At 55.9% G+C, this 21,578-nt stretch carries 19 protein-coding genes; 7 read left to right on the top strand and 12 right to left on the bottom strand.

The window, feature by feature from the left end; translation table 11 throughout:
* Positions 1 to 26: 26 nt before the first annotated feature.
* The 5 genes from AC2TCY_RS08935 to AC2TCY_RS08955 form a co-directional block, all read right to left on the bottom strand.
* Positions 27 to 1,103, bottom strand: a complete 1,077-nt coding sequence (locus AC2TCY_RS08935; protein WP_480846889.1) for a glycosyltransferase — start codon at positions 1,101 to 1,103, stop codon at positions 27 to 29.
* Positions 1,104 to 1,114: 11 nt separating this feature from the next.
* Positions 1,115 to 1,438: a hypothetical protein gene (locus tag AC2TCY_RS08940; protein ID WP_480846891.1), complete on the bottom strand. Its 324-nt coding sequence runs from the start codon at positions 1,436 to 1,438 to the stop codon at positions 1,115 to 1,117.
* Between the two features lie 78 nt (positions 1,439 to 1,516).
* Positions 1,517 to 3,589, bottom strand: coding sequence for a hypothetical protein (locus tag AC2TCY_RS08945; RefSeq protein ID WP_480846892.1), 2,073 nt, complete (start codon positions 3,587 to 3,589; stop codon positions 1,517 to 1,519).
* 549 nt (positions 3,590 to 4,138) lie between these two features.
* Entirely contained in the window at positions 4,139 to 5,143 is a 1,005-nt protein-coding gene (locus AC2TCY_RS08950) for a radical SAM protein (RefSeq protein WP_480846893.1), read from the bottom strand.
* A 585-nt stretch (positions 5,144 to 5,728) separates the two neighbouring features.
* Positions 5,729 to 6,850, bottom strand: coding sequence for a linear amide C-N hydrolase (locus tag AC2TCY_RS08955; protein ID WP_480846894.1), 1,122 nt, complete (start codon positions 6,848 to 6,850; stop codon positions 5,729 to 5,731).
* Positions 6,851 to 7,330: 480 nt separating this feature from the next.
* Here AC2TCY_RS08955 and AC2TCY_RS08960 point away from each other — a divergent pair, with 480 nt between their 5' ends.
* The 5 genes from AC2TCY_RS08960 to AC2TCY_RS08980 are packed head-to-tail and all read left to right on the top strand — an operon-like array spanning position 7,331 to position 12,564.
* The gene (locus tag AC2TCY_RS08960; RefSeq protein ID WP_480846896.1) at positions 7,331 to 7,720 is read left to right on the top strand and encodes a DUF4440 domain-containing protein; all 390 of its coding nucleotides are present in this window, start codon (positions 7,331 to 7,333) and stop codon (positions 7,718 to 7,720) included.
* On the top strand, positions 7,717 to 10,509 hold the full coding sequence (locus AC2TCY_RS08965; protein WP_480846897.1) for a [protein-PII] uridylyltransferase family protein: 2,793 nt from the start codon (positions 7,717 to 7,719) through the stop codon (positions 10,507 to 10,509). Before AC2TCY_RS08960 ends, AC2TCY_RS08965 begins: the two co-directional genes overlap by 4 nt.
* Positions 10,496 to 10,768 (top strand): hypothetical protein, encoded by a 273-nt coding sequence (locus AC2TCY_RS08970; RefSeq protein WP_480846899.1) that lies wholly within the window; start codon positions 10,496 to 10,498, stop codon positions 10,766 to 10,768. The genes AC2TCY_RS08965 and AC2TCY_RS08970 overlap by 14 nt, the downstream gene beginning before the upstream one ends.
* A gap of 42 nt (positions 10,769 to 10,810) precedes the next feature.
* Entirely contained in the window at positions 10,811 to 12,013 is a 1,203-nt protein-coding gene (locus tag AC2TCY_RS08975) for an RSP_2647 family RNA methyltransferase (protein WP_480846900.1), read from the top strand.
* Positions 12,010 to 12,564, top strand: coding sequence for an RSP_2648 family PIN domain-containing protein (locus AC2TCY_RS08980; protein ID WP_480846901.1), 555 nt, complete (start codon positions 12,010 to 12,012; stop codon positions 12,562 to 12,564). Before AC2TCY_RS08975 ends, AC2TCY_RS08980 begins: the two co-directional genes overlap by 4 nt.
* A 61-nt stretch (positions 12,565 to 12,625) precedes the next feature.
* Here AC2TCY_RS08980 and AC2TCY_RS08985 read toward each other — a convergent pair whose 3' ends face one another.
* The 7 genes from AC2TCY_RS08985 to AC2TCY_RS09015 form a co-directional block, all read right to left on the bottom strand.
* On the bottom strand, positions 12,626 to 13,315 hold the full coding sequence (locus AC2TCY_RS08985; protein ID WP_480846902.1) for a M48 family metallopeptidase: 690 nt from the start codon (positions 13,313 to 13,315) through the stop codon (positions 12,626 to 12,628).
* A 196-nt stretch (positions 13,316 to 13,511) separates the two neighbouring features.
* A complete protein-coding gene (locus AC2TCY_RS08990; protein ID WP_480846904.1) occupies positions 13,512 to 15,224 on the bottom strand; it encodes a hypothetical protein in 1,713 nt (570 codons plus the stop codon).
* Positions 15,225 to 15,395: 171 nt separating this feature from the next.
* On the bottom strand, positions 15,396 to 16,580 hold the full coding sequence (locus tag AC2TCY_RS08995; protein WP_480846905.1) for a vWA domain-containing protein: 1,185 nt from the start codon (positions 16,578 to 16,580) through the stop codon (positions 15,396 to 15,398).
* A gap of 3 nt (positions 16,581 to 16,583) precedes the next feature.
* Positions 16,584 to 16,754 carry a hypothetical protein gene (locus AC2TCY_RS09000; RefSeq protein ID WP_480846907.1) on the bottom strand — a complete coding sequence of 57 codons (171 nt, stop codon included), beginning with the start codon at positions 16,752 to 16,754 and terminating at the stop codon, positions 16,584 to 16,586.
* Between the two features lie 6 nt (positions 16,755 to 16,760).
* A complete protein-coding gene (locus AC2TCY_RS09005) occupies positions 16,761 to 18,125 on the bottom strand; it encodes a DUF2927 domain-containing protein (RefSeq protein ID WP_480846909.1) in 1,365 nt (454 codons plus the stop codon).
* Positions 18,122 to 18,571: an N-acetyltransferase family protein gene (locus tag AC2TCY_RS09010; RefSeq protein ID WP_480846911.1), complete on the bottom strand. Its 450-nt coding sequence runs from the start codon at positions 18,569 to 18,571 to the stop codon at positions 18,122 to 18,124. The genes AC2TCY_RS09005 and AC2TCY_RS09010 overlap by 4 nt, the downstream gene beginning before the upstream one ends.
* Positions 18,572 to 18,699: 128 nt before the next feature.
* Positions 18,700 to 19,545 (bottom strand): AAA family ATPase, encoded by an 846-nt coding sequence (locus tag AC2TCY_RS09015; RefSeq protein WP_480846912.1) that lies wholly within the window; start codon positions 19,543 to 19,545, stop codon positions 18,700 to 18,702.
* A 380-nt stretch (positions 19,546 to 19,925) separates the two neighbouring features.
* Between AC2TCY_RS09015 and dksA the strand changes: the two genes are divergently transcribed.
* Positions 19,926 to 20,348 (top strand): RNA polymerase-binding protein DksA, encoded by a 423-nt coding sequence (gene dksA / locus AC2TCY_RS09020; protein ID WP_480846982.1) that lies wholly within the window; start codon positions 19,926 to 19,928, stop codon positions 20,346 to 20,348.
* Positions 20,349 to 20,419: 71 nt separating this feature from the next.
* On the top strand, positions 20,420 to 21,577 hold the full coding sequence (locus AC2TCY_RS09025) for an FAD-dependent monooxygenase (RefSeq protein WP_480846913.1): 1,158 nt from the start codon (positions 20,420 to 20,422) through the stop codon (positions 21,575 to 21,577).
* Position 21,578: the final 1 nt, after the last annotated feature.

Here is a 21,578-nt window from a genome sequence, read left to right on the forward strand (position 1 = left end):
CGAACGCGAACCGGCCTCAATATAGATCATTTCGATACCCCGCTGTCAGCGGCCAGAACACTGGAAAGCATCAATCTGAAGTTTTGCACGGAAAAGCGTTCCAGAGCCGATTGTGACCTGGAAACCTGCGTGTGGTATTGGCGCGGGTGAGCAACAAGGTTGGATATTATCCCGTCAACTTCCGCCGGGTGACAGGTTAGAACAGCATCACCGAAAGTCTTCCCGGTATTGGAATCGGTAAGAACCACCTTGCCGGCGGCAAGTGCTTCGGCAATCACGCGCCCAAAACTCTCCTGCCAAGTTGGCGCTGTAAAATAAACGTAAAAATCTATCATTCCAAAAAACTCGTCAACACTAATGGAATCAAATGGTAGCATGTTCCAATGTGTGCGAAGAACACCGGCATCCAACAATGCATCCGCACCGAGAATGATATTGCACTGAGAATGCTTCGGAAAACACCTATCAAGGTCGGCAAGAGTGGGAAATTTTTCAAACCCTGGTCGCGAATGTCTCCCGCGGCGGTCCTTTGGTTTCTCGCACGTATCGCATACTACGGCAGGACATATGTTGAACCAGTCAGTGTCGAGAACTTCCCAATGTCGCGCTTCGGGAGATTTGGACAACCAACTTTCTACGGTCTTTCGGTTATACGGCGAAATTGGTGCGAGCGATTTCCTTAGCGCAAGCGTTGATACATCAATCTGACCGAGACAGTTTGCTACGTCGAAACCTTCTTCCCCGCCCGGTCGCAGAAAGTTCTCATGCGTAACAATCATCAATTCCCGAGCGAAAATTCTAGCGTCCAACGAGTCCTGAAACTTCAGGAAAGACGGATTATGGAGGATAACAATATCTGCACTTATCCTCGATGCGTCCCAAACCAGCGGAATTCGCAACTCGTCGAGCACCTGCCGCAGCACGGGCGCCACATGTTGGTTTTCACCGAATGTCGTGGAAGTTATTGCGTGCACAACAACTTGCCCAAACTCCACTGCAACACTCAATTCTGCGGCGACCGCCGCAGAGGTGCCGCCTGAGAACCTAGGCTCAATAACATAGGCAATCTTGGGTCGATCCGAGCAACTGATGGCGTGAAGCACGGACATTGGTTTTAGTGTTGCAACGAGCTGGAAATTGATGAGTTATCAACTGCCGTGTCATCTGGATTGGCTTGTGCTCCAGAGGCATAGCCAAAATCCAGATTCCCACCTGACGCAGCTTCATAAAAGTTGCGTAGCTCTAGCGACAATTCATCTTCACCCAAGAGTAATTCCGGATTTTTTTCGAGGTAAGAATAGAGCGATTGGGTGTCATTATTAGATAAAAACTGATCTATGTTCAGAAGATGTTCAAGCGTGACCTCGGCGCGCGCGCCTTGCGACGCCGTTAAAAACAGTAGGGCAGTAACAATGCCGATGAGTCTGCTATCAGTCATCTGTAAAAACCGGAACGCTATCTATTAACTTTACCACAGATTGTCTCAATCCTTCGCTGTTAAAATTATACAGAGGAGTCACGGGCTCGTTGTTGCCCTGAGTTTCTTTAAAACCTGACTTCTTAGTTGATTTGTTTGGTTGCCAGCGGAAACGCTACGACTACTTCTTTTCGCTTTTGGTTTGGCTGAGGATTTTCCAGAGCCTTCTCCAGCCAACCATAACTCTACTATCCCGCTTGGGGTCTTGGAATTTGAACCGGTGAAGTCCCGCAACAAAGCGCCAGCGGCTTCTGCCAGGGCGGCTGCTTTTGCGGCGTCCTGCCTATGGTAGAACCGAACATTGGATTGCTTTATCCCAAAGCCAACGCGTGCTGTTCCACTTAGAGCGTGACCTGAAGTTGTTAGTCCAGCTACGACAGAGTCCACAGCATCCGCCGAGACGCTGGTAGGTGCAAACAGCCTGAATTCCGCGCCTTCACCGCGAGAGATTGTTTCCAGTGTTTCGATGCCCTCGCCAAGCGGTACTGCAGCAGCCTTTGGCTCTGACGGCCTTGACCGCGGCTTCAATTGACGCGGTTGTGTGATCGCCGAATAAAGCGCCAGATCTTCAGGTTGAACCAAGGGGTCGGATGAGACTGTCCTCAACTCACTTTCAACCGGTTCTGACGAAAAAGGCACGTGCGGTTGATCTGCCAGATCAAGAACGGCCACGGTATCTGCAGTGGGAAGGTCTGAACTTGCGGCGATGACATTCAATCCACGTGGTTTAGGCTGATACGCCATAGCTTGCTTCGGCAATGACCCGCGTTCGTCCCAAGATGCAATCGGGGCAGGAGGTGTTAGAGAGGCTGGTTGAAACGACACGTCAAGCGGGCGCGGTGGGGGAGCGCTCGCAGCGACTAAAATAACAGTAGGATCAGTGTTTGCCGCAGCTCCGTCAGACAGGGCGATTGCCGTACCAAAAAATTCTGGCGTAATTGGATACCATACGAAATTTCTGTTCGCCTCTTGTTGAGGCCGAAGGCTGGAGACTTCCGTTGACAGCGAAGGTTGTTCGAGTGCCGGAACACTTGATCGAACACTGGGAGCGGACAGTAACACTACTGGTTCAATGACTTCAGGATCCATTGTCAGACTCGACAGAGGGGGCGTTAGCGAAGCAAAACTGTTTAAATCTTCGGTTGCTACCGAATTGGCGCCAGGTGAGGGCGATCTTGGTGCCGCGCCGGAAGCTTCGGGTAACAAAATCGTTTCACTTTCCTCAACCTTCGGCACGACAGGTTGCAGAACATTCGGCTGTACGAATTCCTCGCCTTGCAATGCGGCGGTTTCAGCTGTCTCTGCGCCCGTGATCCCCAATCCGATACTTTCACGCAGGCCCCACGAACCCCATCCTGAAGAAACAAAATAGATCGAAGACGAAGCGATCACACCGATGACACATCCAATGGCAACCGAGCCCAACCGAACCCTGGGTGATCGTTGCTGCTCTGCCAGATTCTTAAAAAGCTTTTTGCGAAGGCCGTTAGCAGCCTCCGTGGTGGATAGTTTTGTACGTAATCTCGATCTTTTTGGATCGCCTTTGACGCGTTTTACTTTGTCGTTCTTGGTGAGTATACTGCGGCGCTGCGATCGCCCGGTGATCTTGTTTTCGCGTACCTTTGTTGTCGGGGTGTGATTTGGCTCAGGCCCGGTGTGCTCGGGGTTTTTCTGACCGGTCCCGGACAGTTTTTTGTCTTGGCCTTGGGCTTTCGAAGGATCAGCGGATTTTCCCGCCGCGTTGCCGCCGACACTGTCGTTCTGGGCGCCATCGGCGCCACTCGGCAAGAAGTCTTCCGAATCACCAGTGCGACGCGCAAGCACCGCCTCTCTCTGATGCCGAGCTTCTTCAAGTCGATCTAGCCAAGTCTTTGGCGCCGGGGGGCGCTTTCTTGTGGTTGATTGGTCTTGTTTGTTGGGGCCCGATGCGGGCTCTTGAGTTTCTTCGCGCTTTCGACCACGTGCGGCAAGATTTTTTTCGCGCTGTATCCGAGCGTTTTCAAGCATCTCCTGCCAGTCAGGGGATTGTAAGAAATCATAGACTTCCGACACTTCATCGGCGTCTTTTTTGGCAACTTCAGGTAGCGTTCTTGCGTCGCTAGCCTTTGTCATGAGTTCCCCCCGAACTGGCCGCTGAAATTTGCTTTACGCTGTTGTAATCCGGTCAAGCCGAATACACTTCCGAGCGCCGAAAATTCAAAGATTAATCACCCTTAGACTATAAAATTGACTGCTCGAAGACAAGTAAGCCGGCGCTGGCGGATGCGTTCAAACTGTTCTGAATAAGAACGGGATAGCGTTTCATTGCCCAGCAAAACGACCGTCAGTCAGCTAAAAGCAGTGCGGTTGGCGTTGGAGGGATTCTCCTGAGGGCCGGGATGCGCTTCGCAATGGAATGGACCGTAATCTGATGCAGAACAGCGCCAATCAGTTTAGGTGTATCGCAGTAGGGCTAATCTGATCGGTCGCGGCCTCTGAAAGACCGCTTTTCTTGATCATCCATTTTCGCAACAGCATCAGCATTGCTGTTTTGTCTCTCAACTCACCGCATTTTGGCGACAATCATTACTCTTGATTGCCGATTGTTCGTCATTTCGAGCCCTCCTGAATCAATACACTGCGGCGGACCAAGACAGTTCAGGAAGCTCATACGGCCATTCTCTATTCCCACTTTGCGCGCGAAATCAGGATGTCAGCTACGCAAGAGCAAGTGTCGCGCGTGCATATTACTGAATCCTCTGGCAGGGTAATCTCTCGTCCGATTTCACCAATGCGTCCGCCTACACCGCACACTGCACGGTTCACAAACCCTTCGCCGGTTATCCTCAATGACTCTTTGCCCGCCTCACAGGTCCAACCGCGCCAGCGGTTTTCGGATCTGAGAATAAAAGCATTGGCTCGAAGTTCTTCCCGCGTACCGTCTGCACTTTGACGGGCCATTATTCCACGCGGATGGCGCAGCTGCCCATTCGAGCCGGGTGGCGTGGACATCCGCTCTTGCATCTTGGTGATCTGGGTTTCGCTGTAGGGATAGAGAGCGTGCCCGAACCCTACACGCAACGGCTTCATCACAATTCCGATGTGCGGAAAATCAGCACCAAGGTTACGGGCCACATCATAGCTCTCATCGAACCGATCCGGCAGCATTGTGATATTGACCTGAACGTGAATGACTTCCGACAAAATCTCGATGACCCGGTGCACATGCGCAAATTCAGCTTCTTCCAGATGGAAAGTCAGGATTAGGGAATCCAACTTGTCGCGAATGGCTTGCCAGAAACGTTCCGTTCGGGACCCGTTGGAAATCAAACTTACTTTCATATCGTGTGTGCGGGCGGCACCCAATATCTCTTTGATTTTTGGGTGAAGAGTTGGTTCGCCCCCAGTGAACTGCAACCAAACACGTTTACCTAAACCGGCCTGATAGTGCTCTTGCAAGGCTTCAATCATGCCCACAACGTCGCTCAGGCTTTGCCACCCTTTCGTTCCGTCATGTAGTGCGGGAGGGCAATAGCTGCATGCGTAGTTGCAGCGATTGCCGAGCATCCAATCTACTAAGACAACGTTTTTGTGAATTTTATCAGCATGTTCGATCCATTCCAGAGGTCGCACTTGCGTCTCTGACACTGGGTCAATTGCTTTTTTAGAATTGTTCGTCGACCGCATCAGAAGCGTACCTGCTTAAGCTAGTTGGCGAATTTCTGAATTTCCGAATGCCCGTTGTTCGCCCGTCATTGGTCTCTGATAGCTGCTGCTGCACCGTACACCTAATCGCCATTAGGGTTGATGAACCCGCAAGAACTACAGTTTTCAAGGCCAGAACCACTCTCTCAGGACAATTCGCAAACGTCAGTTTAGAGCATTACAGCTCAGGCACCTTAGGCCAAATAGCCGAACCGAGCAATATTCGCCTCGAGGCGCTGGAAAACGACTAAGAGCCAGTCTCTGCAAGGGCAGCGATTCTGTTTCGTGCACCACCAAATGATCGCGCCATTTGGCAAAGGCAGCTTCGGTATGCTGGAATAGCGCTTAATCACGCTCTTACGACGAGCCGCTTCTGCGTCTGACCCTGCCGGTTCCTAGATTCCCGGGAGCGTTGAAGGCAGAACTGATCAAACAAGCAATTGCCCAAATCTTCGACGAAGTTGTAGCCGGTTTCCGCCTTGCTCTGGGCGGGGGGGCTTCACCCCTCAAAGAATGTTCAGGATCCGCCTCAGCCCTCTGTTTGGCGGACCCCGTGCAATTCCGCCCTTAGTTGGAAGGTGTCATATCGACGATTGTTGGTTCACGATCCCCGCTCGTGGAAAAGCTGACCATCTCACTTCCCATTGCCCCAAAGTCGATTTGTTTGAGATCCACCATGTGAACCGTCCGGTCGAACATTGTGTGGTAGTAGTAAGTAAGGTTTTGGGAGTCGCTGGCGGCCGTGATCTGAGTTGCGCTGTAAAGCAAATCGTCAGATTGAACATCGTCCTCTGCGCCTTCGGCGGCATCCGGTGGAATATTGAAATTGTCCAGAATTCGGAATGCTTCACGAACGGTATCATAGCCCCCCTCGGTCTCACGGGCTGTTTGCGAGAAAGCTACAGCGCGGACAAAACGCGATGGCGGTGTAAAGTCTCCTGGAAGACCAATCATGCCGCTGCCCGCGCCCAGAGGTGCAAATGTCACCCCACTGACTTCGACTTGGGGAACACCGATTGCGGACAGGTTGACGAAATTGTTGAGGTTCGTCATGTGCCAGTCGTATGTCGGCGAGTTTGTAATCACACCCAGCGGCGCGTCGAAAACGGTTAACTCACCATTGATGTATTCGACTACGATCCGGTCGCCGAAGCGGTCTGCCACCAGCATGTGCAACGGGAAGGGGAAGCCGAGTGTCTCATCGACGACACCGACGACTCGAACGCCCTCAAGCCCGGCACGGACTTCTTCCACCGTTTCGAACTTGGACAGAACATAGCCGGCCAATAGATCGCCCGGGATCGAATTGTCGGCCTGCTCGGGATCATAGGCCTGATACTCAGTGAACCCGGGCAGATAGAACAGGCCTGCTGTAAGGCCTGCTTCGTTGATCCCATCGGCAGGTGCGCCATGATCCAGCATGCTGATACCGACCACACCAAACCGACCGTTCCACGACGCTCCCTCTTGTCCGTCCGGCATCTCTCCGGCGCTGTACTCAAAGTCACGCGGAACGATGTTTATCTTGGTTTGCAAGTCGAACGGTCCCCACTCGGCAGTTCTTGCACGGATGATACTTCCGTCCGAGCCGGTCAGCATGATCCCAGTGCATGCCCAAGCCATCGAGACTGAAGCAATCAGCGCGACACCGGCCCTGGCAGCCATCTTGAGGGTTTGGTTTATTTTCATAATGTTTCTCCGCGTTTGATAGTTGAAATCCAATACTGAACTCTTGCACGACGGCTCAATCTCAACGGAATATGCCGGATGAGAACCTAACACATGTCGTAGCCCACGCTGAGATACCGTACGGTGCCACAGCCAGCTTTTCCAGCAGGCGATTTCTTCGTACCGCGCTTAGCCAAGCGTTGCCGTCTTGTGTCGCGAATTACCCAGTACCACGAGCAAATGTCCGTTTTGCCCACATGTGCACAGCAAGGGGCAACCAGCGTGAACCTGAAACGAACGCTAGCTTTGTGTCGTGTTTTTCTCGGCAACTTCGAAAAGGTCAGTTTTAACTGCGTTTGAAAGCCACTAGAGTCTGGGTGCACGAAGTTACGGAGATGCATTTGAACCAATGCCAATAATACCCACCCACATTCTTACAAGGCTATTTGGCCGGTTCCGGGTTACCGAATGAGCAATTTTCCAATTACACGGGACCACCAAATGCAAGATACTGAAATCGTAAAATCTCCGACACTTGATGAAATCCTGTCATTGGAAAAACAGGTCTGGGCCGCTCTGGTTGATGGTAACGCCCAAGCGGATCGTTCGCTGCTCAGCCCGGATTTTCTAGGGGTTTATCCAACCGGTTTTGCCAATCGCGACGATCATGTAGGGCAGTTCGCTGACGCGCCGACCATGGCGAAATTCGAACTCAGCGAGGTTAAATTGCGGGTCCTGACAACCGACGTTGTTCTTTTGTCTTATCGGGCCGAATACCTTCGTCCCGGTGCGTCCGGCTGGGAGACGATGTTGATTTCTTCCTTGTGGGAACGGCGCCATGACGTCTGGGTCAACAGTTTCAGCCAGGACACGCCGCTGGAGGCGAAATGACCAATCCTCTTGCGATCCTCCGTACTCCGCGCGCTTTTGATCCGTCACTCGGGGATGAAACGCGCGCCTCGGTGCCGGATGTCACTCCCGAGCAGGCCGAGTTAATCGCCGGGACGGCTGGGTCCAGCCCATATTTGAAAGGGCTGATCGACATAGAGCGGGAATGGCTGCCAGAGGCGATGCACCAACCCGATCAAGCCCTGGCAGATGTAATGGGAACCGTACGCGCCCTGCCACCGGACCAGATGAAGCCGGGATTGCGGAAGGCCAAGCGGCGGTTGGCTTTGTTGACGGCACTGGCGGATCTGGCAGGGGCATGGCCGCTTGAAAAGGTGACTGCGGCGTTAACGGATTTTGGTGCGCTGGCTGCGGATGTTGCCGCCAAAGCCGAGATCGCGGCGCTGATCCGGCGCGGCAAGCTGCCGGGGATGACGGAATGCGACGTAGATACCGCTGCCGGCATGATCATTCTCGCGATGGGTAAGATGGGCGCACACGAGCTGAATTACAGCTCGGACATAGACCTGATCGTGCTGTTTGACGAAACGCGGTTCGATCCGGATGATTTTTACGAGGCGCGGCAAGGCATGGTCCGGGCGACGCGCAATTTCTGCGCAACGCTCAGCGATAAAACGGCTGATGGCTATGTATTTCGAACTGACCTGCGTTTGCGTCCGGACCCGGCCGTGACCCCGGTCTGCATGGCGGCTGAGGCGGCCGAGCGGTACTATGAAAGCCTAGGCCGAACATGGGAGAGGGCGGCTTACATCAAGGCGCGACCCTGTGCAGGAGACATTTCGGCGGGGCAGCGGTTTCTGGAAACATTGCGCCCGTTCATCTGGCGGCGGCATCTGGATTTCGCCGCCATTCAGGACGCCCACGACATGCGTCTGCGTATCCGTGAAAACAAGGGAACTGGCGGCGCCTTGTCCATCCCCGGTCACGACATGAAGCTGGGGCAGGGCGGTATTCGCGAGATCGAGTTCTTTACCCAAACGCGGCAATTGATCGCCGGCGGGCGCGACACCGACCTACGCGTGCGCGGGACTGTGACGGGCCTTGCGGCGCTGGCGGGGAAAGGTTGGGTGCCTCAGGATGTGGCCGACAAGCTGACGGATCACTACCGGGCCCACCGGGAAGTTGAGCATCGCATTCAGATGGTCCACGACGCGCAGACGCATAAGATCCCTCAATCGGAGGACGGGTTCGAAAGGGTCGCCTGCCTGATGGGGCTCAGCAGCGCTGAGTTGACCAGCGTTCTAACCCGCCGGCTGGCCGAAGTGCACGATCTGACCGAGGGTTTTTTCGCCCCGGGACCCTCTGCCGCGCCTGCATCTGTTCAAGAGGTTTCCTTCGATCAGAATATAATGGCCCGCTGGCCTACATATCCGGCACTCCGCTCGCAGCGCGGGGCGCGAATATTCGAACGGCTGAAGCCGGAAATTCTGTCGCGCCTTGCCAAAACCGCGCAGCCAGACGAAGCATTGCAGGCGCTCGACGGATTTCTCGCTGGGCTCCCTGCCGGTGTGCAGTTGTTTTCCTTGTTCGAGGCCAACCGGCAACTGATCGATCTGCTGATCGACATCGTCGGCACCTCACACGCTCTGGCGTCTCATCTGTCGCGCAATGCTTCGGTGTTTGATGCGGTGATTGGCGGCAGTTTCTTTGCCGACTGGCCGGGCAGAACAGCGTTGGAAGCTGAGTTGTCAGACTCTCTGGCTGCGGAGACCGACTATGAATCGCAGCTGGATCTGGCGCGCCGCTGGTGCAAGGAATGGCACTTTCGCATCGGTGTGCATCACCTGCGCGGACTTATTGATGGCGCACAAGCAGGACAGCAATATGCCGAATTGGCAGCGGCCGTGATCGCCGCCATTCTGCCCTGTGTTACCGAGCAGTTCACCAAAAAACACGGCCCCGCGCCGGGGCGTGGAGCCGCCGTTCTGGGTATGGGGTCTTTGGGGGCCGGGCGGATCAATTCACAGTCTGATCTGGATATGATCGTAATCTATGATCCGCTGGATCAGGACATGTCGGATGGCCCGCGACCTCTGGCCACTCGCACCTATTATGCGCGGTTTACACAGGCGCTAATCACGGCGCTGTCGGCTCCGATGTCGCAAGGGCGGCTCTATGAAGTTGACATGCGCCTGCGCCCGTCCGGAAATCAGGGTCCGGTTGCGACCAGCTGGGCCAGTTTCACCAACTATCAGCAGAATGAGGCCTGGGTGTGGGAACATCTCGCGCTGACGCGTGCGCACGTGGTCGCAGGTGATGTCGGGTTGGGCGAAGACATTGAAACATTCCGCTCTGAGTTTCTGTCGCGCCCTCGTGATCGGGTGAAGGCTCTGCGCGAAGTGGCTGAGATGCGCACCCGGTTGGCGGCGGCGAAAGCGCCCGCGGGTGTTTGGGATGCCAAAAATGGTCCCGGTCGGATGATGGATATCGAACTGATCGCCGAAACGGGGGCTCTGTTTTCAGGAACCACTCAGCGAGACGTGCATTCCGGTCTGGATGGTACCGTCGCAGTCGGCTTGTTGGATGTCGCGCAGGCGCAAACCCTGAAAGACTGTTACGACTTATGCTGGTCCGTACAATGCGCGGCACGGTTGCTGTCTGGGAAAGTGATCGAGGCTGACAAGATCGGGGAGGGTGGCGCGGCCTTTCTGTGCCGGGCGACCGGTTTCGAACAGGTCGAACATCTGCAAGCCGCACTGCAGAAGAGTTACGCAACTGCCGCCGATCTTATCGGTGGTGTCGTCGAGGAGGGCAATGATGGCGCGAAGTGATGATCCCAATGACCCCAAAGGGCTGATCCGAGAAGCTTATCGCATCGAAGGCATCGCCTTGCCCGAGTGCCGCAGCATCTTTCTGGACTGGGCTCTGGGATTGCCCGCCGAGCGCGATCAGAGGCAGGCTCTAACCGAGTTGCACGCGGCTTATTCCGCGCAGGATGCAGACCATCCGATGACGCAGGTTTTGCGCGATGGGCTTGAGACCGCCGAAGCGCCGAAGCGACGCGGCGGTTGGCGCAAGCGAGCCCGCTGACAGGGTCTTTCCCCGCGCCGCATTCGAGACTATGAGGGCGCCATGACCCAAACAGTTGACCGCCCACGTATCCGCCTGAAACCCAAAGCCAATGCGCGCGGTCTGCGCCATGGATTCCCTTGGGTATATGCCAACGACATCGTTACAGACCGCCGCACGCGCAAGATCGCGGCAGGCGCTCTGGCCGTGCTTGAGGATGACAAGCGCGCGCCCATTGCGCTGGTCGCGGTAAATCCGAACTCGAAGATCATGTGCCGTGTGCTGGACCGGGATATCGGTGCTGATCTCAACGCAGAATGGTTCGAAACTCGCTTGCGGCGGGCGTTGGAACTGCGCGAACGCCTGTTCGATGCGCCTCATTATCGACTGATCCACGCCGAGGCCGATGGCTTTCCGGGTGTGATCATCGACCGATTTGGCGACGCCTGCGTGATCCAGCCCAACGCCGCATGGGCGGAAGTATATCTAGAGTTGCTGACTGAAGCACTGGTCAAGGTCACGGGCGTGACGATCGTTCTCAAGAACGCTTCGGGCCGGACCCGCGGGTTGGAGGGGCTGGACGATGTGAACAAGACCCTTCGCGGTCAGGCGCCGGAAGAACCTCTGCCCGTGCCCATGAACGGCGCCACTTATATGGCTGATCTGACCGGCGGGCAAAAAACAGGCTTGTTCTACGACCAACGCCCCAACCACGCGTTTGCGGCGCAGTTGGTTCATCCGCAAGCTCAGGTTCTGGATGTGTTCAGCCATGTGGGCGGCTTTGGACTTGCCATGCTCGCGGGAGGGGCCGCTCAGGCGCTGTCGGTAGACGGATCTGCCGCAGCGCTGGAGCTGGCGGCCGAGGGGTCAGAAGCTTCAGGATTTGCAGGCCGGTTCCAGACCCGTCAGGGCGATGCGTTTGAAGTTCTGACAAAGTTGGGGGAAGAAGGTGCGCAGTTCGACGTTGTTATCTGCGATCCGCCAGCGTTTGCTCCGTCAAAACAAGCGCTTGACGCAGGGCTGCGCGCTTATGAACGCGTCGCCCGTCTGGCGGCAGTTTTGGTCAAACCAAGTGGTTATTTGGGCCTGTGCTCGTGCTCGCATGCTGCCGACCTGGGACGATTCCGCGACGCATCCTCGCGCGGGATTGGCCGGGCAGGGCGGCAGGCACAACTAATCCATACCGGCTTTGCCGGGCCAGATCATCCGCAACTGCCGCAGTTGGCGGAAAGCGGATATCTCAAAGCCGTGTTCTACCGGCTATGAAGGTCGTACTGGATACCTGCGTCATCTATCCGACAGTGATGCGGGAAATGCTTCTGGGCGCTGCCAAGCTGGGCCATTTCACCCCTATCTGGTCGGGCAGAATTCTTGAAGAATGGGCCCGTGCCGCTCGCAAACTCGGACCCGAGGGCGAGGCGCAAGCACGTGCCGAAATAGCATTGGCTAAGGTTCAGTGGCCGGATGCGGAGCGTCCTGCATCTGCCGGGCTGGAGCAGCGGCTTTGGTTACCAGACATCTCCGATATTCATGTGCTGGCTACCGCTGTTGTGTCGTCTGCCGATTTGATCATCACGGTTAACGCCAAGGATTTCCCGCGCAACATCCTTGCTGAAGAAGGGCTCGATCGTCGTGATCCGGACAGCTTCTTGCATGAGCTATGGTTAAACGACTCTGACGGTATCGCCGATTTGGCATCCCGTGTTCTGGACGAGGCCAATCGCCTGTCTGGCAGCCAATGGACCCTGCGCGCTTTGATGAAAAAGGCACGCCTGCCTCGAGTCGGAAAAGCGCTGCAATCAACTTCTGCTCAATAGATACCTCGAATAACTGCGAACGGTCGAAGTATCGGGGAAGGCTGGATCTACGCTACGTTACCTAACCCTTCGCGCTCCACCGGTGTTCTAAGGCTTCTAACGCGGCGATCCGTTCATCTGTCTTGGGGTGGCTCATCAACCAGGCTGGAACCACACCTGCGCGTTGCTTGGTGAGGTCTTCCAGTTTGTGAAATAGCGACTTCTGAGGCCCGATCCCAATCCCGGCCTTGGTTAACAATGCAGCGGCATATTCATCCGCCTCGTATTCATCGCTGCGTGACAGTCGTGACGCAAGGAGAGCCGTCAGGGCATTGGCTATCCACGCTCCGATAAACGGAATAAAGCGGTTCAGAACCATCATAAGCGCCGCTCGCATGGCATTCTGGCCGGAAAAATCGATCATGCGACGGCGCGCATGCCCAAGCGCCACATGCCCTAGCTCATGCGCGATCACGCTGGCCATCTCCTCGGCCGAAACCTCGCCGCTACGGAATTTGCGATAAAAACCACGTGTAATGAAGATACGCCCGTCCGGAGCGGCCAGACCATTTACCGGATCGATCTCGTAAATGTAGACCGGCACACGCGCAACATCCAACGCGGCGGCCAGGCGATCGGTCATACGTTTCAGTACTGGATCAGCCAGTTCGGTCGATTTTGCATCCAATTCCCGATGCGTGCGCCAGACAGAAATCCGGTACATTACAACGGCATAGGCGATTGCCAGCAAGATTGGCGTGAGGCGCAGCATGACTTAGATATGGGCCAGTGCATCCCGGCTGGCAAGGGGGCAGAGTGGCAGCGGATCAGACAATCCTGAGTTCTCAATGTTCCATCGGGCCAACCATTGGTCGTCTGCTCATATTGCCCTGAGACCTAAGAAGGTCTCGTACTATGATCAATTGTAAGTGCTTCAGTTCCTTCAGCACTCGGCAGCAGGCACGCAGTTAGTATTGAGGGGTGGTCAAACCCAGATTATCGTGCAGATTCACCAGCGCCTCCGAAGTCAGGACCGCCCCTTTGGAGGCATCCAGGAATGCATGTTCTGCGTCCTTTTTTGCAACCAGGCTGTCAATTTTCAGGCCCTTGGCATCCGCGCGCAGGTCATCGCGTGCCGCTTCATAGGATTCCGCCTGCTTCAACTCGTCTTCCAAATTGTCGAACTTGTCATCATATTCGGGATCGGACGGATCAAGCGCGGCGATGTCATCGATAATCTCGTCACTGCTACGCCCGTCGTAGCTTTCATTCAGGGCGCGTAAATCCCGACGGGTATCATAGAGTTGTTCGCGAAGATCGTAATACTCCGCCGCAGCAGCCTGATAGGCGGCAATCTTTCCGACATTGCTGTTGGCAGAGGCATTTCTGAATGCTGGCGCAGCTGCCTTGGAGGCATTCAGGTTGCGCAGTTTGTCTGAGCCATAGGGATCAGTGATCGCAGCCGCCAGAGGGTCACGATACCGGCGCTTCTTGTCGCCATAAATTGGCTCATCATAGCGAAGACGGTAGTCCGTTTCCTTGAGGCGGTAATTTTTATCAGGATATTGAAGATAACCCGGATCATAGGGCACAGGTTGGATCGTCACATCGTCCTTGTAGCGGTGTTTGGGTTGCGGCAACCCAAGGTGTCCGTGAAAATCTCCCAGTGTACTACGCGTCAGAGTACGTCCTTTGGAGGCGTCAAAAAAGGCCTCTTCAGCCACTTGCTGTGCATCATAGGTTTGGTGTCCCAAATCTTTGACGTCTGCGCGCAGGTCATCTCGGGCCTCCTCGTAGGCCTTCGCGTCCTGCAATTCGGCCTCCAACTTGTCGCGCTCGGTGTCATAATCGGGATCGGACGGATCCAATGCTTTGATGTCGTCGGCTATCTCTTCGCTGCTACGTCCGTCATAGCTTTTGTTCAGGTCGCGTAAATCTCGTCGTGCATCATAGAATTCTTTGCGCGTATCATAATACTCGGCCGCAGCAGCCTGATAGGTGGCAATTTTGCCGACATTGCTGTTGGCAGAGGCATTTCTGAACGCCGGGGAGGCTGCCTTGGCGGCATCCAGATTGCGTAGCTTGTCCGAGCCATAGGGATCAGTGATCGCTGCCACAAGCGGATCGCGGTACCGGTGCTTCTTGCGGCCATCCACGTCATGAAATCTGTTGTTGCGTGTAACCGGGCGGGGCGAGCGTTCAAGCGGTTTGACCGAGGCTGTCTGATATGAGCGTTTTTTTGAGGCTGAGTTACGCTCGGACTTCCGTGCAGGTTGCTTTCCGAACAACTGTCCGACGTCCCGTTTGAATTCGCGCCCAAACTCTGCAAGCGTGGTTGTCCGGACTTTTCCGTTCCCGGCTTTGCCAGCATAGGCTCTCTGTGTCTTTCCTTTGTTTTGCTTTTTGATCTTGTTGTTTTTCTGGGAGCCTACGGTCCGGACCCGGGACTTGTCTTGACCGGCTTTAGCATCGCTTCCTTTTGCAGAGTTCCCTTTCCCATTTCCGCCGGCCTTGTTGCCATTGTTGCCTTTTCCGGCATTGCCGTTGCCTTTTCCCTTGTCGCTCTTTGCGTATGCTGCATCGGGCGATAACGATAATGTAGCTACCGCAGTGGATGTGATGATCAGTGCCGCGGCAGTCGCCACGGACGCAAAAATTGTGCGAAGTTCTTGATTGGTCATTTCAGCCCCCCAGCCTCAATTCGGTCAAAACATATCACGAAAAGGATAACCGCCGAGTATTTTAGATGGATTGTTTATCCACGGCGTCAAATCGAGCGAAATTGGCCGAGTTTTGCTCGCTTTGTCCGTCGAGCGGAAACAGTTGGGTGGCGTGCAAACCAAATTACGGGGCTAACGTGTCAGCTCTCGCATACCCTGTTCCAGCCCGGCCAATGTCATCGGCACCATGCGATCTTCGAAGATCTCGCGGATCATGCCGATGGAATGAGTGTATTCCCAGTACTTCTCGGGCACTGGGTTGATCCACAGGTTCGATCCCCACTGCTCGCGCGCACGTTGTAGCCAGACTTGCCCGGATTCCTGGTTCCAGTGTTCGTTGGCGCCGCCGGGGTAGGCGATCTCATAGGGGCTCATCGAGGCATCGCCGACAAAGATGCACTTATAGTCTCCGCCGTAAGTACGCAGCACTTCATGAGTTGGAATCTGTTGGTCCCATCGGCGGCGATTGTCGCGCCATACGCCTTCATACAGGCAGTTGTGGAAGTAATAATATTCCAGGTGTTTGAATTCGGTTCGTGCCGCTGAAAACAGCTCTTCGACCACCTTGATATGCGGATCCATCGAGCCGCCGACGTCGAGGAACAGCAAGACCTTGACTGCGTTATGGCGTTCAGGGCGAGTTTTCACATCGAGATAGCCGTGTTCAGCCGTCGCGCGGATCGTGCCGTCCAGATCCAACTCTTCCGCTGCGCCTTCACGAGCCCAGCGGCGCAGGCGCTTCAGGGCGACCTTGATGTTACGGGTGCCCAGTTCAACGGTGTCGTCAAGATTCCTGAATTCGCGCTTGTCCCAGACCTTGACCGCGCGTTGGTGGCGGCTTTCCTTCTGGCCGATGCGCACACCCTCGGGGTTATAGCCATATGCCCCGAACGGAGAGGTCCCAGCCGTACCGATCCACTTGTTGCCGCCCTGATGCCGACCCTGCTGTTCGCTCAGGCGTTCGCGCAGTGTTTCCATGAGCTTTTCGAACCCGCCCATGGCCTCGATCTCGGCTTTTTCCTCGTCCGACAAGTGTTTTTCAGCCATCTTGGCCAGCCAGTCCGCCGGAATGTCTACGGCCTCGAGCACCTGATCGAAGGTGATCTCGTTCAGGCCTTCGAAACTGGCGGCAAAGGCGCGATCGAACTTGTCGATATTGCGTTCGTCCTTAACCATCGACACGCGAGCAAGGTAGTAGAAAGCCTCGACATCATAGGTGGCCAGCCCCTTTTTCATCCCTTCCAAAAAGGTCAGATATTCTCGCAATGATACGGGGATGCCGGTCTTCCGAAGGTTTTCGAAGAAGGGCAGAAACATCCGTCAGGCCACCAGTCGTACCAGGATCAGTGACAAGACCAGTCCAACCAGAGCAAAGGCGATCCCGTAACCGGCAGCATATTGCGCCATGTCGGCACCGCTTCCCTTCCGTTTGCGGGCAGTCAGGGCACCCAGAACCGCCCCCAAGATCGCCATTCCAAATACCACTAACATGCGCCGTTACCCATTTGTGTTGCTGGCGGTCCTCTGGGCGATTTCCTGTGTCACCGAGTGCACCACCACGTCCGAGCCGAACCCGTAACGCGCCCATCCGATACTGTCCACCCTGACCGCGCGTGCCTGATCGGTTCGCCCGGCCTGACGCAGCGCTTCGGATTTTAACAGCATAAGCGTCGCCAGAAGCGCAGCATTTTCGGCGCGCATCATTACGTCTATAGCTTGGTCGAGTTCGGGCAAAGCGTCCGGGCCTTTACCATTCGCCAGCGCAAAAGCGGTTGTCTGGGCGGTGATGTGGGCGCGGTGCACTTCAGTTCCTGGTGTTGCGTCCAGATATTGCAACGCAATCTGGTACTCGCGCTGTGCCGCCGCGGGGTCGTCAAATTGCTTCATGCGCCCCATTAGATAGTGGGGATAGGCGCGGCGGTGATCGGTCCAACCTTGTTCCTGCCCGATCCGCGCGGCCTCTTGCGCGGAACGCAGCCGCCGGGCGTCCGTTGCGCTGGGGCCCAATGCTCGCTCGACCACATTGATCCACGCGCGGGGTGTTTCCGAGACGGGTTGAGGGGGAATTCTTTCACCACGCGGGTTCAGGCGCCTGAGCACGCCGGGTACAGCCTGCGCAACCTGTTCCTGAGTCATACCGGTGCGCAGTTCGGGCGCATAGGCCGTGCGCAGGATCAGCATGTCAAAACCGGTGAGAACGGTGTGAAAATTATCGTCGTTAAACACCGAATCCGGAAGGTGATACAGGTCGTTTAATGGGCCAAGGGCCTGAGCCAGTTCCTCGTGTAGGCAGTCGCGGATTTCCTGAGGGCTGGCATCATATGGGATGAAAATACCCAAGCGTTCGCGGCTGCGCAGTTCGGTCCAGCTGCTTTTGCGTTTGCGGCGGTCGCGGCGATACTCTTCCAAGCTTGATGAATTAGGTACGACGAAACAGGCCGCCTGAGGCAGAACGCGGTGAATTTGCTTCTGGCTGACGGCCTCGATCGTGATATTGGCCTGGCCTTCCGTGATTTGGTGAATATCAATCCCGGCTTCGCTCCGAATGCGCCCCAGCACGCGGGTTAGGTCCGTCAGCATCGAACGCGTCGGTGTGCCAGTCAGGCGAACGGTGATCGGTCCTTCGAACCGGGTGAACACCGGCAGTGGCGCACCGCTTTCCAGTGCGAAATGAAGGGCCAAAAAGTCAGCTGCGATGTTTTCATTCGAGCGGGCAGGGGGCAACGGGCGGGCGGCTGCGAAGGATTTGGCCGGAGGCAAAGAGGCTTCGACGACCTGTACGCGCGTCGGCTGATCGTCAGGGCCAACACCGGCGCATCCCGCCAGGATCGTCAACAGACCGAGTACCCCTAATCGCCTCATGGGCGCTGATACCGGATAAAGGGCGTCTGTTTACCGATGCGGTCGTATAGTTTGCGTGCAGTGTGGTTGAAGTCCTGAGTCAGCCAATAGACCGACGGTGCACCCTGTCGATCCGCCTCGGTATAGACTGCCTCGATCAATGCACGGCCAACGCCTTTTCCACGAATTTCGGGACGGGCAAAGAGGTCCTGAAGGTAGCAGGTATTTTCGACCTTCCAGGCATGACGGTGAAACAGGTAGTGGGTCAGCCCGACAAGTTCCCCGTCGGCCTCGGCCACAAAGCACGAGAAGTCTTGCGGGTCATCACCCAGCAAACGCGTGAAGGTCGTGTCGTAGACGGCGTCCGGTACGATGGTTTCATAGAAGGCCAGATAGTCACGCCACATCTGGGACCATTCGATACGGTCGTCGGGGCGCAAAGGGCGGATCGACAGATCGTCGGTCAAAGCGGGCGTCCTTTCCTGCAGGGCAGTCGGGCGCCGAGCGATGGCAAGCCCTGATTTCGGTTATGCTGCCATCCGGCCCGCCCGGACGCAACCGGTCTTCACCGTATAGTCACCCGGACAGGCAACTTTCAGCGCTTACTGCGCGCCATAAAGGCAAGGCGTTCGAACAAGTGCACATCCTGTTCGTTCTTCAGCAGCGCCCCATGCAGCTTGGGCAGGGCGTTGACACCATCGCGCTTGAGATCTTCTGCGGTCAGATCTTCGGCCAGCAAAAGCTTCAGCCAGTCCAGAACCTCGGAGGTCGAGGGCTTTTTCTTCAACCCTTGCGTCTCGCGGATTTCGTAGAACTGGGTCAGGGCGGTCGTCAGCAACGCGTCTTTAATGCCGGGGTGGTGCACCTCGACGATCCGGCGCATGGTCGCATCGTCCGGGAAACGGATATAGTGGAAGAAACAACGCCGTAAAAATGCGTCAGGCAATTCTTTTTCGTTGTTCGAGGTGATGATCACAATCGGACGGTGTTTGGTCCGGATCGTCTCACCAGTCTCATAAACATAGAACTCCATCTTATCGAGTTCCTGCAGCAGGTCGTTGGGAAACTCGATGTCGGCCTTGTCGATTTCGTCGATCAGCAGAACAACCTTTTCGTCCGCTTCGAACGCCTGCCACAGTTTGCCCTTGCGGATGTAGTTGGACACGTCATGTACGCGCTCGTCGCCCAACTGGCTGTCTCGCAACCGGCTGACCGCGTCATATTCATACAGGCCTTGCTGCGCGCGGGTGGTGGATTTCACATTCCACTCGATCATCTTCAAACCCAGCGCTCCGGCCACCTGTTTGGCTAGTTCGGTCTTGCCGGTGCCAGGCTCGCCTTTGACCAGAAGAGGGCGTTCCAGCGTGACAGCGGCGTTCACAGCGATGGTCAGGTCGTCGGTGGCAACGTATTCTGCCGTGCCTTGAAAACGTGCGGTCATAGGGCCCTCATGTGGATTCGTGCCCAGTCGGGCGCGGTTGCCATCCGAGTTACAGAGCGGCTGTATGATTTTCAAGGTAAGTCGCTGCGTCTCCTTGAGTTGAAAACCTCAATAACTACAGGCCGTTCTGATTGATTCGCTAAGCTCGCTCGAGCGAAGTTTCTGAGATTGCCTCAAAAATGCCCGGCTGTTTCCACAGATTATCAAGGATTTGTTGTTACAAGTCTCATATTTAGACTGAGCGAGTTGACGACGCGGCGGGGCACAGTTTGCATAGTGACATTCCCTGCGTCGTCGGATAAACGCTCCGAAGAAAGGGGAGCCAAATGTCAGGTAATACAACAGCGACCGACGTTTCTGGCCATACCGAGGGAGCAAATATGAAGCAGGAAGTTTTCCTGCCGGACGATTACCGTCCGGCTGAAGATGAACCTTTCATGAATGAACGCCAGCTTGAGTATTTTCGTCGCAAGCTGCTGGATTGGAAAAACGAACTTTTGGCGGGCAGCCGCGATACGATCGAAGGGTTGCAGGACAACACCCGGAACATCCCTGATGTCGCTGACCGCGCAAGCGAAGAAACCGATCGCGCGCTGGAGCTGCGCACGCGGGACCGTCAGCGCAAACTGGTCGCCAAGATCGACTCGGCCCTGCGCCGGATCGAAGAAGGCGAGTACGGATATTGCGAGAAGACGGGCGATCCGATCTCGCTGAAACGCTTGGACGCACGCCCGATTGCAACCATGACGCTTGAGGCGCAGGAGCGCCACGAGCGACGCGAAAAGGTCCACCGCGACGATTGATCGCTGGAACTTTGCAAGAAACATGAATGCCGGGGCCTGTCGCTCCGGCATTTTTGCTTTAAGCCGGGCACATGAATATCGATGGCTTGAAATTTTGCGTAATCGGAGCGGGCATTGGCGGACTCTCGGCCGCTCTTGCACTGCGCTTGCACGGAGCCCAGGTTGTGGTGCTGGAACAGGCGCCCGAGCTGACCGAGGTTGGTGCCGGGTTGCAGATAAGCACCAACGGTATGGTGGTTTTGCGCGCTTTGGGGGTGGTCGGAGATCCGCCTGCGAGTGGGCAAAGGTCTTATGGCACAGTCTTGCGGGACTACCGAAAAGGTCGGATTATTAGTCAGCTGCCGGCGCCAGAGGTCGGGCCAACCTATTACTATCACAGGGCGGACTTGCTGGATCTGCTGCGCAAGGCGGCGGATCGAGCGGGTGTTGAAATCCGATTGGGCACGAAGGTGGCAAGGGTGCAAATGCACTCCTCTGAAGCCGAGGTCATATTGGATGATGGCGAAACGCTTCGGGTCGAATGTGCCATTGCCGCCGATGGCGGGCGCAGCGCGCTCCGTCCTATCGTGAACGGCGAGGAATCGCCTGAATTCACGCACCAGATCGCCTGGCGGGCCACGATCCCTTGGCAGGACAAAGTAGATCGGGTGCGCGCAACTTTGACTATGGGGCCGGGAAGGCATGTGGTCACATACCCTTTGCGCAACCAGAAACTGATGAATATCGTGGCCATCGAAGAGCGCTCGGACTGGCACGAAGAAGGGTGGCAACTGAAAGGTGACCCCGACGAACTGCGGGCCCGCTTTGCCGATTTCGGCGGTCCAGTCGCGAATATATTGTCCGAGGTAAAGGACACGTTCCTTTGGGCGCTGTTCCTACGTCCAGTCGCTAAGAATTGGCAAAACGGGAGATTGGCCCTGCTGGGAGATGCAGCGCATCCAACCCTGCCTTTCATGGCACAGGGTGCGTGTCTTGCGCTCGAAGACGCCTGGGTCTTGGCGCGGGCGTTTCAGGAGCAGTCCGGAATAACCTCCGCGCTGGCAGAATATGAATCAGTGCGAAGCCCCCGGGCGCGTCAGGTTGTTGCTGCTGCTTCCGCGAATGCGCGCAATTTCCATTTGCGTGGCCCGGTCCGGTTGGCGGCTCAGTGCGCGCTGACCGCCCTCGGCCCGCGCCTGGCACGTCGGTATGACTGGATATACAGTCACGATGTGACGGCCTGGTTGTAGG

The sequence above is a fragment of the Ruegeria sp. HKCCD7181 genome, from assembly GCF_057221055.1.